We start from the raw sequence: 15,017 nt of genomic DNA on the forward strand, positions 1-15,017 counted from the left end.
GTTTTTATTAATATCGAGTGACAAACGACGCTCGTTGTTAACGCACCACGTAAGTGATTGTCAGTACAATTCTTTTAATTTTCTGGTGAGTGTATTTCGCCCCCAGCCTAATACTTTAGCGGCATCTTGCTTATGACCTTTAGTGTGCTCTAAGGCTGCTTCTAATAAAATGCGTTCAAATTCTGGTAAAGCGTAAGAAAGTAGTTCTTTATCTCCTGCTGCGAGTGAATGCCGTGCCCAATCCGCCAATTGTTCTTGCCAACTACCATGTGCAGAGTCTGAAATGGATTTTTTCTCTTCGAGTAGTTCGCTTGGCAAGTCATTTGGTAACACTTCGCTACCACTGGCCATAACGGTTAACCAACGGCAAATATTCTCTAATTGACGCACGTTGCCAGGCCAATCAAGACGGTTAAGAATCTCTACGGTCGACGGGTGGAGAGTCTTTGTTTCCACACCAAGCTCATCAGCCGCACGGATAAGAAAATGCTGTGTAAGCTTTTCAATGTCTTGCTTACGCTCACGCAGTGCCGGGATCTGAACGCGAATCACGTTTAAGCGATGAAATAGGTCCTCACGAAAGTCACCTTCGTGCACCAGCTTTTCTAAGTTCTGGTGTGTTGCCGCGACAATTCGTACATCGACACTGATCGGAGAGTGACCGCCCACTCGATAAAACTGCCCGTCAGCTAGAACGCGTAGTAAACGAGTTTGAATGTCCAATGGCATGTCGCCGATTTCGTCTAAAAATAGAGTGCCGCCATTGGCTTGTTCGAATCGTCCTTGACGAACATTGTTTGCCCCCGTAAACGCGCCTTTTTCGTGGCCAAACAGTTCTGATTCAATCAAGTCTTTGGGAATCGCCGCCATATTGAGCGCAATGAAAGGTTTGTTAGCACGTGGACTGTGACGGTGCAGTGCATGAGCAACGAGTTCTTTACCCGTGCCCGATTCACCGTTAATCAAGACTGAAATAGAGGAGCGAGAAAGACGACCAATGGCGCGAAACACCTCTTGCATCGCTGGTGCTTCACCGATAATTTCAGGCGTTTCTGCTGGAATGTCTTCTGGAGAGAGCTGCTCGCGTTTGTTTTCGTGGCTGTGTGCAATGGCTCGTTCAACCAGAGTTAAAGTTTCATCAATATCAAAAGGTTTTGGTAAATATTCAAAAGCACCTTTTTGGTACGCATTCACTGCTGCATCTAAATCTGAGTGCGCGGTCATGATAATCACGGGAAGGTCTGGGTAATCGCGCTGTACTTGTTTTAGTAGCTCCAACCCATCAATACCTGGCATGCGAATGTCTGATACTAGAACATCCGGCACTTCGCGTTCGAGCGCCATTAACACGCTTTCCCCATCGGCATAGGTTTCACATTTGATGTTGGCAGAGGAGAGCGTTTTCTCCATTACCCAGCGAATTGAACTGTCGTCATCAACGACCCAAACATATCCTTTACTCATGTAGTAATCCTTGCAGCAAACCGAAAAACTGACGCGACTTGAAGTCCATTAGCGCACTCAGATCGGCAGATAAATAGTAAATGTTGTGTGACCAGGCCAGCTTTCTACGTCTATTTTTCCATTGTGCTGGTCGATCAAATTTTGCGAAATAGATAGCCCTAATCCAGTTCCTCCCTCGCGGCCACTGACCATGGGATAGAACAGCGTGTCTTGTAGTTCCGGTGGAATACCTGGGCCGTTGTCTGTGATTTCGACACGAGCAGCGAGTTTACAGCGTTTGCCGTGAATATTGGCTTGATGCACCGTTCTGGTGCGAATGGTTATTTTCCCGTGCTCTTGATGGCTAAGAATTTGTGCGGCGTTGCTGACGATATTAAGCATTGCCTGCTCGATTTGGTCTGTATCCATCAAAATCTCTGGCAAGCTTGGGTCATAATCTCGTTCAATGATGATTGAGCGTTGTGACTCTAATTCAACCAGTTGGCGAACCTTTTCAAGAATTTGGTGCAGATTCTCTTGTGTCTTCTTACCTGGCTTTTGCGGTCCTAGTAATCGATCCACGAGCGCCCTTAAACGGTCTGCTTGCTCAATGATGATGTGTGTATATTCGGTGAGAGAGGGCTCTGGCAGCATTTTTTCTAGCAATTGCGCCGCACCGCGTAAGCCGCCAAGCGGATTTTTAATCTCATGTGCAAGCCCTCGGACTAACAGCTTCGCTGCTTGTTGTTGGGCGTGTTGGTTCAGTTCTTGAGAGAGTCGGCGCTGCTGATCAATTTTGCGCATCTCGACCAGAAGCATCAACTGCTTTTGCCAAGTGATAGGGCTAACCGTCACCTCTAGCATTAAAGGGCGGCCATCAACAACGAAAGTGACGTCACTGTCGGTGATGCTTTGGCCACTTTGCAACGGTTGAGTGAGCAGCGCGAGATCCAGCGACGCATGCTGAATCAATTGAGAAAGTGATTGTTCAATAATTCGTTTGGCGCTTTGAGAAAACAGCAATTCGGCAGCCGGATTGGCATAACGGATGGCCAATCCATCATCAAGAATCAGCGTTGCTGTCACCATATTGTTGAGAATGGCACTAGGAAGACTGGTATCCACATTACGTCCTTGTTTTGCTTTAAGATTGTGCGATGCACAATAATGGTGCAATTGAACGTTAAGTATGGCGAATAAATCTTAGAAGAAAAAGTGAAAAGCATCGCTGTGATGTGATTTTTTTCACCAGATATTCTATTTTGCCCCTTTTACGGTCGGCTTAACACTTGCTCTATGTAAATGCACCGTTATAGGGCTAGTAGATGCAATAAGCTTGCCGCTTCTTTTCGCGTGCACAGCAAGTGTGTGAGTGCCTCGGTCAATATTGTTTAACTGCCACACTATATGGTTTTGTGGTGCACCATAAGGTTTTCCATCGAGTAACAATTGCAATTGCTCACCGATACCAAGCTTGCGATTGGTTTCTAATTGAATATTGATGATGCCTCGATTGCTGCGGATGGTCTCGTTGTGCTTGGGAGTCAGCATCGAGAGTTGTAATGGGAGAGGCTGATCGGTTGTTTTCTCTGGCTTGTTTTGTGATGCAGTAGATGGCGTAGTCTGAGGTGCGAGCGATTCAGTACTTTCTACCTCAGGAGCTGGTGCGCTGACTTCAAGGTTTGGCAGTGCGATCGCTTTTGCTCCTTTGTTTGGCGTATCACTAAAGTGAACCACGCCATTTTCATCTACCCACGTATACGCGACCTGCGCGAAGGCGATAGAGGCGATTAACAATCCGCTGAGTGCACACAGTGATGGAATAAGCTGAACTTTCATTGCTCACCTTCTCTTGTTCGATGATTTCACGTTTCAATGGCTTAGCTCTTTGACCTGTAAGGAAAAATTCTAAGCGTATTTTTATTATCCCCTCATGTTAAACGTCGAAGCTTGAGTGGCGAATACAAAAAAGGCCCGCCTGCGAGGCGAGCCTAATATTTTATTGCTGTGTTTACATTTTACACAGTGTCGACCTTACACAGAGTAGTAAAGTTCGAACTCAACAGGGTGAGTTGTCATGTTCACACGCTCTACGTCCTGAGACTTAAGGTCGATGTATGAATCGATGAAGTCGTCAGAGAATACGCCGCCCGCTGTTAAGAACTCACGATCAGCATCTAGCTCTGCTAGCGCGTCTTTTAGTGAGTATGCAACAGTTGGGATTTCTGCTGCTTCTTCAGCTGGAAGATCGTAAAGGTCTTTATCCATCGCTTCGCCTGGGTGGATCTTATTCTTGATACCGTCAAGACCAGCCATAAGCATTGCTGCGAAACATAGGTATGGGTTCGCCGCTGGGTCACCGAAACGAACTTCGATACGACGTGCTTTCGGGCTTGGTACCACTGGGATACGGATTGAAGCAGAGCGGTTACGCGCTGAGTAAGCTAGCATTACTGGTGCTTCGAAGCCTGGTACAAGGCGTTTGTACGAGTTTGTTGATGGGTTAGCGAATGCGTTGATTGCACGAGCGTGTTTGATGATACCACCGATGTAGTAAAGCGCCATTTCAGATAGACCGCCGTACTTGTCACCAGCAAATAGGTTTACGCCATCTTTTGCTAGAGACTGGTGAACGTGCATACCGCTGCCGTTGTCGCCAACAAGTGGTTTAGGCATAAACGTCGCTGTTTTACCAAACGCGTGAGCAACGTTGTGTACAACGTACTTGTAGATTTGGATTTCGTCAGCTTTGGTTGTTAGCGTGTTGAAACGAGTTGCGATTTCGTTTTGACCCGCCGTTGCCACTTCGTGGTGGTGCGCTTCAACAACAAGACCCATTTCTTCCATTACTAGACACATAGCAGAACGGATGTCTTGAGATGAATCTACTGGAGCGACTGGGAAGTAACCACCTTTAACGCCTGGACGGTGGCCTTTGTTACCTTCTTCGTAGTCAGAACCTGTGTTCCATGCTGCTTCTACGTCGTCGATTTTGAAGAAAGAGCCTGACATGTCTGTCGAGAACTTCACGTCATCAAATAGGAAGAATTCTGGCTCAGGACCGATAAGTACAGTATCTGCAACACCAGTAGAACGCATGAAGTCTTCAGCGCGTTTTGCGATAGAGCGTGGGTCACGGTCGTAGCCTTGCATTGTTGCAGGCTCTAAGATGTCACAACGGATATTTAGTGTTGCGTCTTCCGTGAATGGGTCAAGCACAGCAGAAGATGCGTCAGGCATCATTACCATGTCTGATTCGTTGATACCTTTCCAGCCAGCAACTGATGAACCATCGAACATTTTACCTTCTTCGAAGAAGTCTGCGTCGATTTGGTGAGCAGGGATCGAAATGTGCTGCTCTTTACCTTTTGTATCAGTGAAGCGTAGGTCAACAAACTTAACTTCGTTTTCTTGGATCAGCGATAGAACGTTTTCTACTGACATCTTGGATAACCTCCAGTGTTAATAAGCGGTAAAAGCTCGATTTATGAATTATTCATGAAACCTGGCATTGATTAATCAATTTGACTTTTCATTAATCGATGCTGTTTTAACTAAAGCCAAAACCGTGCCAAAAAAAATATTCCATTAATTTCAAGCAATTGTGTTTTTGAATGCTAGTTTGGTGCAGTTGCTTGCACCAAAATGATCTTTGATTGCACTATTATGGTGCTAAAAATCATTGTTGCACCATAATGTGACAGGTACATTGCGTATTCAGCCCAGTTTTTGAGCAAGAGTCAATTTGAATTATGCATCGATTAGAATAAAGTTGCGTTTAATCAATTCGTTCTGAGGAAGAAAATGGGCATTAAGCGTAAAAATCGCAGAAATGCTCGGGAGTAGATCACATATTTCTAGGCTTTTTGCTAAAATCTGGTACATTATGGCCGTTTTTTTAATCAGCAAATGTCGCCAGAGAGCACCCGTTCTCAGCGTGGGGGCATTTCATCTATCTAAGTGAATCAATATCCATGGCTACTCCACAGATTGATAAATTAAGAAATATCGCGATCATCGCGCACGTTGACCACGGTAAAACCACGTTGGTTGACAAGCTGCTACAACAATCAGGCACGCTTGAGTCTCGCGGTGAAGCTGAAGAGCGAGTCATGGACTCGAACGACATCGAGAAAGAGCGCGGTATTACCATTCTTGCTAAAAACACAGCAATCGACTGGAACGATTACCGTATCAACATCGTAGATACTCCGGGACACGCGGACTTCGGTGGTGAAGTTGAGCGTATCATGTCGATGGTAGACTCTGTACTACTTATCGTTGACGCAGTTGATGGTCCAATGCCTCAAACGCGTTTCGTAACACAAAAAGCGTTTGCTCACGGTCTAAAACCAATCGTTGTAATCAACAAGATTGACCGCCCTGGCGCACGTCCTGATTGGGTTATGGACCAAGTGTTCGACCTGTTCGACAACCTAGGTGCAACTGATGACCAGCTAGACTTTAAAGTAGTTTACGCATCAGCACTTAACGGTTGGGCTTCTCTAGAAGAAGGCGAAACTGGCGAGAACATGGAACCACTATTCCAAACTATCGTTGATGTTGTTGACGCGCCAAATGTTGACCTTGATGGTCCACTACAGATGCAAGTTTCTCAGCTAGACTACAGCTCTTACGTTGGTGTTATCGGCGTGGCTCGCGTAACTCGTGGTAGCGTTAAACCAAACCAGCAGGTAACCATTATTGGTGCTGATGGTAAAACTCGCAACGGTAAAGTGGGTACAGTAATGGGCTACCTTGGCCTAGAGCGTCACGAAGTTGAACAAGCTAACGCGGGTGATATCATCGCAATCACTGGTCTTGGCGAGCTGAAAATTTCTGACACTATCTGTGCACAAAACGCAGTAGAAGCATTACCACCATTGTCTGTTGATGAACCAACAGTAACAATGACGTTCCAAGTAAACACGTCTCCATTCGCGGGTAAAGAAGGTAAGTTCGTAACGTCACGTAACATCCTTGAGCGTCTTGAGAAGGAACTGGTACACAACGTTGCACTACGCGTTGAGCAAACAGACGATCCAGATAAATTCCGCGTATCAGGTCGTGGTGAACTTCACCTTTCTATCCTGATCGAAACCATGCGTCGTGAAGGCTTCGAGCTTGCGGTATCTCGTCCAGAAGTAATCATCAAAGAAGAAGATGGTCAGTTGATGGAACCGTTCGAAACGGTAACTATCGACGTAATGGAAGAGCACCAAGGCGGCATCATGGAGAACATTGGCCTACGTAAAGGTGAGCTGAAAGACATGTCTCCAGACGGTAAAGGTCGTGTGCGTATGGACTTCGTTATGCCATCACGTGGTCTGATCGGTTTCCAAACGGAATTCATGACACTGACTTCAGGTTCAGGTCTTCTTTACCATACGTTTGATCACTACGGCCCTCACAAAGGCGGTAACATCGGTCAACGTGTAAACGGTGTACTAATCGCGAACGCGATGGGTAAAGCGCTAACTAACGCACTGTTCAACCTTCAAGAGCGTGGTCGTCTATTTATCGGTCACGGTGTTGAAGTTTACGAAGGTATGGTTATCGGTATTCACAGCCGTGACAACGACCTAACGGTAAACGCACTGAAAGGTAAGCAGCTAACCAACGTTCGTGCATCAGGTACAGATGACGCACAGGTTCTTACTCCGCCAATCAAGATGACTCTTGAGCAAGCACTAGAATTCATCGATGACGACGAGCTAGTAGAAGTAACGCCTGAAAGCATCCGTATCCGTAAGAAGTTCCTAACGGAAAGCGACCGTAAGCGTGCTTCTCGTGGCGCGAAATAATTTTCGTTAAGCGATTCAATTAAGAAGAAGCCTCGAGTTATGCTCGGGGCTTTTTGTTTTCTGGAGTTGAATATGAACCCGATTATTATCACCGGTGGGCCTGGTGCGGGAAAAACAACACTGCTGAATGCGCTAGACGCGTGTGGTTACGCCACGTTTCCTGAAGGGTCTCGCGACTTGATTGAGCAGCAAAGCCAGTTAGAAAATGGTATTTTGCCGTGGACGAATTTACCTGAGTTTGCCAAGTTATGCCTTGGGTTGATGGACAAACAAAAGAGTGATGCGCGTTGTCATGATGTTGCGTTTGTTGATCGCGCCATCCCCGACATCATTGCATACCTACAAGTGGGCGGCTGTAAGGTTGACCAAGCTTTCTTAACCGAAAGCGCTGGGTACCATAGTCAGGTGTTTACTTGTCGACCTGAAGCATCCATTTACGTACAAGATGAAGTGCGTCCGTACAGCTTTGAAGAAGCATTGGAGATTCATCAGTCGTTAGTGAGTGTCTATACTGAGTTGGGTTATGAAGTGGTAGAAGTGCCATGGGGAACTGTGCCAGAGAGGGTAGGCTTTGTTCGAAGAGTCATCGGTTTACTCGGTAAGGTCGCCGACTAAAACCTCCTCGCTAGGAGGAGGTCTGAATCATTTACTTTTGATTGAGCTTTTGTAGGAATTTATCGGACTCTGCAATCGCTTCGTTCATTTGTTTGATCGCAAACTGAATGTCCTTCTCTAAGCTAGAGAACTCACCTTGCAAAGAACCAATCGCACTGGCGTTAAGGTTGTGTTTTAAGTACAACGTGTTGTCACGCAGCGTGTCCAGTACCGGTGTCATCTTTTTCTCTGCACGCTTCATAGCGCTAAGCATGGTTTTGTACGAGGCTTTGGTTTCACGTAGTTTTTGCTCGCTTGAACGACGCAGTTTCGCACTCGAGTACAGCTCTAGCTCATCTTGCCACTCATCAAACAGTGCGCCGGATACGTCTTCAATCGCAGCAATACGGTCACGTACGTCTTGAGCCGCTTTTTCGCTATCTTCGTATTTGTCATTGATGTTGTTGTAGACATTTTCTAGCTCACCACCATCAAAGTTGGTGATCGCAGACAAGGCTTCAAGTGCACTGGTGAATTCTTCTTGTGCATCTTGTTGAGATTCTTTGGCATCTTCGACGCGGTCGACCATAATATCTCGTTTATGATACCCAACCTGCTCCATTGCTGAGTAATAAGCAGATTGACACCCTGTTAAAGTGAAAATTGATAGTACAATTGCTAATAAATAAGGCATTCTTATGTCCTCGGCGCTAATTATGGGATGAACTATGAACCAGTTATCAGAGAGTTACAAGGCGAGATTAATCAATCTACTGCCAAGTTGCGTCGCGTTTTTTAAGTATCTTCTTAAGCGATTAACGCATGACCGTGTGAATGTGAACGCGGGCTATCTTGCCTACATTACCTTGTTATCCATCGTGCCAATGCTGACGGTATTGTTATCAATATTGTCGAAATTTCCCGTTTTTGCGAACGTTGGTGAGGTGCTGCAAGGCTACATTATTGAGAATTTTGTGCCAGCTTCTGGAGAAGCTGTACATACGGCATTACAGGAATTTGTGGCGAATACGGGCAAAATGAGCGCGGTTGGCGGTGGGTTTTTATTCATCGCAGCGGTCATGCTGATTTCCAACATTGATAAGAACTTAAACTACATTTGGCGAGTTAAAGACAAGCGCCGTTTAGTCTTTTCATTCTCTATGTATTGGATGGTACTCACGTTAGGGCCGATCATGGTCGGTGCGAGTATTGCGGCGACGTCGTACGTGACTTCGCTGCAAATTTTAGAGAACGAGACATTATCTGGTGCGTTTAATTTATTTCTGCGTTGGCTACCGTTGTTGCTGTCCTTTTTTGCTTTTCTTGGCTTGTATATTCTAGTGCCGAATAAAAAAGTACACCTCGCTCATGGTGCCATGGGGGCAGCAGTCGCCGCGATACTGTTCGAGTTGAGTAAAAAAGGCTTTGCGCTTTACATCACTCAGTTTCCGTCTTATCAGCTCATCTACGGCGCGTTAGCGGCGATTCCTATCTTATTTGTTTGGGTGTATTTATGCTGGATGATCGTGTTATTGGGGGCGGAAGTTACGGCTGCGCTTGGTGAGCGAGAGCACTGGAGTGAAGATTTAGACATGATACACTCGACCGCTGAATCTCAGTTAACAGATGAAGGAAGCGAGAGTAGTGATAGCGCTAATTCAACGAGTCAGTGAAGCAGCCGTCCGCGTGGATGGTGAAGTCGTAGGAGAAATTGATCGTGGTCTGCTGGTCTTATTGGGCGTAGAGAAGGACGACGATGAAGCTAAAGCAAAGCGTTTAATGGAGCGTGTTACAACCTACCGTGTGTTCGAAGATGACGAAGGCAAGATGAACCTGAACGTTAAACAGGTGGAAGGTAAAGTGCTGGTGGTTTCTCAATTTACGCTGCCTGCGGATACAAAAAAAGGCACGCGAGCTGGCTTTTCTCGCGGTGCGCATCCTGTTGATGCAGAGCGCTTGTATGATTACTTTTCTGACTTGTGTGAAGAAGTCTTACCCACACAGCGTGGCCGCTTCGCTGCCGATATGAAAGTGTCCTTGGTGAATGACGGTCCTGTGACGTTTTGGTTGCAGGTCTAATCTGGTAACACAGGCGCCATAGTCTAAGCTTTAACTCCAAGCTCATGGAATTGGCTTGGAGTAATTTTTCCGACACTGATTAGTGTTGTGCTTTCAAAGGATTGATATGTTCAAACTCATTACTCCCAAAACCGATAATCAGATAAACAAGTATTATCAGTTTCGCTGGCAACTGCTTCGTGAGCCATGGCGTATGCCGATCGGCTCAGAGCGCGATGAATACGACGAAATGAGTCATCACCGCATGATTGTTGATGGTCGAGGTCGTCCTATGGCGATTGGCCGTTTATACATTACGCCGGACAATGATGGCCAGATCCGCTATATGGCGGTTAAAAATAATCGCCGTAGCAAAGGGATGGGTTCGCTGGTTTTGGTTGCACTAGAGTCGTTAGCACGCCAGGAAGGAGCGAAACGCTTGGTGTGTAATGCCCGTGAAGATGCCATCGCCTTTTATGAAAAAAATGGCTTTGAGCGTCGAGGTGAGCTGACCGATGAGCGTGGCCCTGTGCGCCATCAGCAAATGGTGAAGCAACTGGATCCGATGGCCAATGTGTTACGTCGCCCTGAATGGTGTACTGAGCTTCAACAGCGCTGGGAGCAACAAATCCCAATTAGCGACAAAATGGGGATCAAGATTAACCAGTACACGGGTTACCAGTTTGAATGCTGTGCGCAGCTTAATCCTAACCTTAATCCGCATAACACCATGTTCGCTGGGTCAGCTTTTACCTTAGCAACCCTGACAGGGTGGGGGATGACGTGGCTGCTGCTTAAAGAGCGTGGGCTGCACGGTGATATTGTGTTGGCCGACAGCTCGATTCGCTATCGTCAACCAGTCGAACAAAACCCCGTGGCGAGTACTTCGTTGGATGGGATCAGTGGTGACCTAGACCGATTGGAGTCGGGACGCAAAGCACGCATCGTTATTCACGTAGTGATTTATAGTGGTGACACGCCAGCTGTTGATTTTGTCGGTACCTATATGCTGATACCGAACTACTCGCAGTTACTCAGTTGCTGATGGGGTAAGCGCCGACTGATCTGCTGGGCGCTTATCTGTTTCACCTTCTTGCTCTGTCGGTGAGAGGGTTTGTTCTGCTGCGGAATTCGTGTCGGGTACTTCATCTTCTTCGATAACTTCTTCGTAAAGCTCTTCCTCTTGAGTCTCCAAATTGATGTTATCAATTACGATTGGCTGCTCGATGGAAGGTTCATTTTTCTGTGGAGTCTCAATATCAGTAGGCTCGGCCAGTTTTGATGCGTTCACGCACTCATTACGGTGGGTTTCGCCACTTAGTAGATCGCCTTCAATGTTTCCGCACGACTCTTCCAATTGATAAGTAATGCCACTTAGCGGGTTGTTGGCCATATCAAATGTTCCCCAAACCTTACCACTTATGGCTTTTCCTGAGATGGTGACCGGCGTTATGGCAACTTCCCCTCGTTGCGCGCTTAAACGCAGTGGACTTAAGGTAATGGCTTTGAGCGAATGATCCGCTTGGGACTTCAAGCGGGTATCTCGGAGATTGGCTTCCACTTCACCCGATAAGCTGTAGGCCAGCATGTTGCGATCACCTGATAACCCTTGTAGATCGAGGCTAAGATCGGAAAAACCATCAATAGCCAGTGTGTCGGGTAAAAAATAATCGTGGAAGAGCGATAAGGGAATACCATCAGCATTGACGTTGAGCGCCCAAGGTTGGCTTGGGGTACTCAAATCTATCTGTCCGATGCCTTCTACGTAGCCTTCCTCGAGTGGCGCAAAAAGGCGAGTCAATTGCCAAAAGCCATCTTTGCTTTGCATGGCAAGTGCTGCGTGAGACGTGAGTATTTGGTCATAGCTGGCGTTGACAACGCTGACTTCCAATTCGCCTTGCCAAAGGCCCCAACGTTGAGCCGACTGTTTAATATCAAGCTGTTGTCCTTCGATATTTAAACCGGAAAGTTGCCAATAAGGTTCGTGAGATAGCTGGATAATTTGGCTGCGCTCAATGTCGAGTCGTTCGATTGCAACATGCTCTAACTCGCTGGTGGCGGCGTGCCACCAATTTAGGTTGTCTTCTGGCTGTGTTGCCCACTTGAGGCCTTGAATAGAGGCTTCTTTGAGCTTCCATTGTGTTGGCGTGAACAATCCAGAAACTTGCACTCGACCTTGCTGCCAATCTAAGCTGAGCTCGTTGAGCTGGATTACTCCTGGCTCGATAGCGGCACTCAAACGTGGCTCTATTGCGGTTTGCTGCTGGAATCGAACGCTATCCGCCTGCAATGACACTTGAGCTTTTGTCTTCCAGAGAGACAGTGGCAGTGTGGCGTTTTCCACAGAAAGATCCAAGTTCTGCCAGTGCCAGTCGCCCCATTCAATATCGGCGTTAAGCAAATCTAAGCTATTAATATGATTAATGCTAAATGGTAGATCGTGCCAAGGTTTTGCAAGCAGTGATTGGCGCTGCGTATTACTCAGTTTCAGCTTGTTGATGGTCACATTTACTAAAGACCAGCCTTGAGGATACTGCTCCCCTTGCCCAGATATTTGACTGTTACGCCAGTTAAAAGAGGTGCCATAAAGCGTACTGTCTTGCGGTTTGTAGTCTATATCGACTAAGACTTGATTAAAGGCTTCGCCATTCCAATAGAGTTGGTCGGCCGCAAGTTGAACTTCGCCATATGGTATTAATTGACCATTCCATTGTGGTGATTGAATTTGAAGGTCAATGCCATTGGCAGAGAACTGCTCGTCGGCGTAATCAATATTTTTGAGCGCGATTTGATGGAATAAAACGTTGTCTAAAGGTGGGAGCTTTGGTGCGCCATACTGCAAGCTCATACCATCAATCAATAAACTATCAACGATCCATTTACCATCGCGATAAACATCGGGATTCATCCATAAATCGACTTGCTCGATGTAAGACGCATCGTCTCCGCTGGTGTTCACGCGTTGTAAAGTTAGGTGATAGGGAAAGCCATAACGCACGCTTCCGGCCCGGAAGGGAAGAGAAAAGGTGTTTGACAGCAAGCGCCAGGTTGCGTCCGCGTAAGATGTTGTTAGCAGCGCAATCGTAGCGGCTGGAATGGCAACTAAGATAACCAGTAACAGAAGTAGAACTCGACGCGCTGTTTTCATCTTTGCTAGAACCTACGTGTGTTATGAAATAAAACTAGATAGGCTTTAGCTTGTATCAATATTCTGTGGTATTCAATAAAAAGCCCCTCAAAAGAGGGGCTTGAAGCAATTTTTGTAACTTGGCCTACGTAAAGGTGATAAGTTAATGCCAACTTTTCACTGCGTTTACGCGACGTCGCGGTTACTCGATTTAATCAATCTGAGGACCAGCCGCAACCAGGGATTTACCTTCAGCGTTGTCTGTGTACTTATCAAAGTTATTGATAAAGCGCGCTGCTAAATCTTTCGCTTTGCTTTCCCACTGAAGTGGGTCAACGTACGTGTCGCGAGGGTCTAGAATGCTAGGATCCACACCTGGTAGTGACGTTGGTACTTCAAGGTTGAAGATTGGAATGTGCTTAGTTGGTGCTTCTTCAATCGAACCATCAAGAATGGCATCAATAATTCCGCGTGTATCTTGAATAGAGATACGTTTGCCAGTGCCGTTCCAACCAGTATTCACTAGGTAAGCCTCAGCGCCTGCTGCTTCCATGCGTTTAACCAGTACTTCTGCGTATTTAGTTGGGTGAAGCGTTAGGAACGCCGCGCCGAAACAAGCAGAGAAAGTTGGTGTTGGCTCAGTAATACCGCGCTCTGTTCCCGCTAGTTTGGCGGTAAAGCCAGACAGGAAGTGGTACTTAGTTTGCTCGGGTGTCAATTTAGATACTGGAGGCAGTACGCCAAATGCATCGGCTGATAGGAAGATCACTTTATTCGCGTGACCGCCTTTTGATACTGGCTTAACGATATTATCGATATGGTAGATAGGGTAAGAAACACGTGTGTTTTCTGTTTTCGAACCATCATCAAAGTCGATAGAACCATCGCCACGTACTGTTACGTTTTCTAGCAGTGCATCACGACGAATTGCATTGTAGATGTCCGGCTCTGCTTCTTTCGAAAGTTTGATGGTTTTTGCGTAACAACCACCTTCGAAGTTGAAGACACCGTCATCATCCCAGCCGTGCTCATCATCACCAATTAGCGCGCGTTTAGGATCAGTCGACAGGGTCGTTTTACCCGTACCAGATAGACCGAAGAATACCGCTACATCGCCATCTTTGCCCATGTTAGCGCTACAGTGCATTGATGCGATGTCTTTTAGTGGAAGGAAGTAGTTCATCATGGCGAACATACCTTTCTTCATTTCACCGCCGTACCAAGTACCACCGATAAGTTGCATGCGCTCGGTTAGGTTAAATACGGTGAAGTTTTCTGAGTTCAGGCCTTGCTCTTCCCATTTTGGATTAGTGCATTTTGCGCCATTCATTACTACGAAGTCTGGTTCAAATATCGCTAACTCTTCTTCCGTCGGGCGAATAAACATGTTTTTAACGAAGTGCGCTTGCCATGCGACTTCTGTGATAACACGAATGCTCAAACGTGTATCTGGGTTTGCACCACAGTAACCGTCAACAACAAACAAGCGTTTGTTAGAAAGCTGGTTTGTGACCAGTTCTTTTAGCTCGTCCCACACTTCAGGAGTGATTGGTTTGTTATCATTTTTCACTTGATCAGACGTCCACCACATATGTTCTTCTGTCGTAGCGTCTTTGACGATATATTTATCTTTTGGTGAGCGACCAGTAAAGATGCCAGTGTCAACGGCAACCGCACCTAGTTCAGTAACCACGCCGCGCTCATAACCGGTTAGGTCTTCACGCGTTTCTTCCTCAAACAACATTTCGTAGCTTGGGTTGCGAATAACCTCTTTTACGTTATGCAGTCCGTGCTTGGTTAGATCAAGTGTTGCAGCCTTAGTATGTTCCATAACGGTCATAGGTGCTCCTTATAAGGATTTTGTAGGGATTTTGTAAGAATGTTTTAATTTTAATCTGCTCACCATGCTAGCAACGGGGCGGGGAGAAAACAGGGAGATAGCTCAAAATTTACCCATGATTTCAATAAGGTTTTAGGTAACCCGTCACATA

General features: G+C 46.3%; 12 protein-coding genes. 5 read left to right on the top strand and 7 right to left on the bottom strand.

Annotated features, from left to right (window positions below):
• Positions 1 to 60: 60 nt before the first annotated feature.
• From glnG to glnA, 4 genes are all read right to left on the bottom strand, one after another.
• Positions 61 to 1,464, bottom strand: a complete 1,404-nt coding sequence (gene glnG, locus R8N28_RS07305; RefSeq protein WP_005379267.1) for a nitrogen regulation protein NR(I) — start codon at positions 1,462 to 1,464, stop codon at positions 61 to 63.
• Between the two features lie 57 nt (positions 1,465 to 1,521).
• Positions 1,522 to 2,568, bottom strand: coding sequence for a nitrogen regulation protein NR(II) (gene glnL / locus R8N28_RS07310; protein WP_017821940.1), 1,047 nt, complete (start codon positions 2,566 to 2,568; stop codon positions 1,522 to 1,524).
• A gap of 132 nt (positions 2,569 to 2,700) precedes the next feature.
• Complete coding sequence (locus tag R8N28_RS07315; RefSeq protein ID WP_262635399.1) at positions 2,701 to 3,282, bottom strand: DUF4124 domain-containing protein; 582 nt, start codon at positions 3,280 to 3,282, stop codon at positions 2,701 to 2,703.
• A 195-nt stretch (positions 3,283 to 3,477) separates the two neighbouring features.
• Positions 3,478 to 4,887 carry a glutamate--ammonia ligase gene (gene glnA / locus R8N28_RS07320; RefSeq protein WP_005379275.1) on the bottom strand — a complete coding sequence of 470 codons (1,410 nt, stop codon included), beginning with the start codon at positions 4,885 to 4,887 and terminating at the stop codon, positions 3,478 to 3,480.
• A 530-nt stretch (positions 4,888 to 5,417) separates the two neighbouring features.
• Between glnA and typA the strand changes: the two genes are divergently transcribed.
• Both typA and R8N28_RS07330 read left to right on the top strand, forming a co-directional pair.
• On the top strand, positions 5,418 to 7,247 hold the full coding sequence (typA, locus tag R8N28_RS07325; RefSeq protein ID WP_318183340.1) for a translational GTPase TypA: 1,830 nt from the start codon (positions 5,418 to 5,420) through the stop codon (positions 7,245 to 7,247).
• A gap of 72 nt (positions 7,248 to 7,319) precedes the next feature.
• The gene (locus R8N28_RS07330; RefSeq protein WP_203345743.1) at positions 7,320 to 7,862 is read left to right on the top strand and encodes an AAA family ATPase; all 543 of its coding nucleotides are present in this window, start codon (positions 7,320 to 7,322) and stop codon (positions 7,860 to 7,862) included.
• 31 nt (positions 7,863 to 7,893) lie between these two features.
• On the opposite strand, the gene R8N28_RS07335 is transcribed toward R8N28_RS07330, so the two are convergent.
• Positions 7,894 to 8,535 (bottom strand): DUF2959 domain-containing protein, encoded by a 642-nt coding sequence (locus tag R8N28_RS07335; protein ID WP_005382972.1) that lies wholly within the window; start codon positions 8,533 to 8,535, stop codon positions 7,894 to 7,896.
• A 34-nt stretch (positions 8,536 to 8,569) separates the two neighbouring features.
• Between R8N28_RS07335 and R8N28_RS07340 the strand changes: the two genes are divergently transcribed.
• From R8N28_RS07340 to R8N28_RS07350, 3 genes are all read left to right on the top strand, one after another.
• Entirely contained in the window at positions 8,570 to 9,514 is a 945-nt protein-coding gene (locus R8N28_RS07340) for a virulence factor BrkB family protein (RefSeq protein WP_005379281.1), read from the top strand.
• Positions 9,486 to 9,920: a D-aminoacyl-tRNA deacylase gene (dtd, locus tag R8N28_RS07345; protein WP_005379282.1), complete on the top strand. Its 435-nt coding sequence runs from the start codon at positions 9,486 to 9,488 to the stop codon at positions 9,918 to 9,920. Before R8N28_RS07340 ends, dtd begins: the two co-directional genes overlap by 29 nt.
• Before the next feature lie 106 nt (positions 9,921 to 10,026).
• The gene (locus R8N28_RS07350; protein ID WP_005379283.1) at positions 10,027 to 10,944 is read left to right on the top strand and encodes a bifunctional GNAT family N-acetyltransferase/hotdog fold thioesterase; all 918 of its coding nucleotides are present in this window, start codon (positions 10,027 to 10,029) and stop codon (positions 10,942 to 10,944) included.
• Here the strand turns inward: R8N28_RS07350 and R8N28_RS07355 are convergent.
• Positions 10,930 to 13,047: an AsmA family protein gene (locus R8N28_RS07355; protein WP_262635398.1), complete on the bottom strand. Its 2,118-nt coding sequence runs from the start codon at positions 13,045 to 13,047 to the stop codon at positions 10,930 to 10,932. The genes R8N28_RS07350 and R8N28_RS07355 overlap by 15 nt on opposite strands.
• 190 nt (positions 13,048 to 13,237) lie before the next feature.
• Positions 13,238 to 14,866 carry a phosphoenolpyruvate carboxykinase (ATP) gene (gene pckA / locus R8N28_RS07360; RefSeq protein WP_053307278.1) on the bottom strand — a complete coding sequence of 543 codons (1,629 nt, stop codon included), beginning with the start codon at positions 14,864 to 14,866 and terminating at the stop codon, positions 13,238 to 13,240.
• Between the last annotated feature and the right edge of the window lie 151 nt (positions 14,867 to 15,017).

The sequence above is a fragment of the Vibrio sp. Vb1554 genome (assembly GCF_033344235.1).